The organism is Priestia sp. SIMBA_032 (assembly GCF_046535215.1).
GTDB classification, from domain to species: domain Bacteria; phylum Bacillota; class Bacilli; order Bacillales; family Bacillaceae_H; genus Priestia; species Priestia aryabhattai.
This window is the reverse complement of sequence record NZ_JAWRXD010000526.1, coordinates 1-277: the sequence shown is the minus strand read 5'-3', so window position 1 is coordinate 277 and position 277 is coordinate 1. Positions and strand designations below refer to the sequence as shown.

The 277-nt window shown below is 54.5% G+C and carries 1 tRNA gene; it reads right to left on the bottom strand.

Annotated features, from left to right (window positions below):
• Window positions 1-101: 101 nt before the first annotated feature.
• A tRNA-Met gene (locus SB717_RS35395) sits at window positions 102-178 on the bottom strand.
• Window positions 179-277: the final 99 nt, after the last annotated feature.

Genomic DNA, 277 nt, shown 5'->3' with positions numbered 1-277 from the left:
TCGAACCCCCGCGGGCTTTGACACCCCTGTCGGTTTTCAAGACCGATCCCTTCAGCCGGACTTGGGTATTCCTCCGTGTATTTATAAAAATGCAACTTATATGGTAGCGGCGGAGGGATTCGAACCCACGACCTCACGGGTATGAACCGTACGCTCTAGCCAGCTGAGCTACACCGCCATATCATTCATTGCAATTATTAAATTGGTGGAGCCTAGCGGGATCGAACCGCTGACCTCCTGCGTGCAAGGCAGGCGCTCTCCCAGCTGAGCTAAGGCC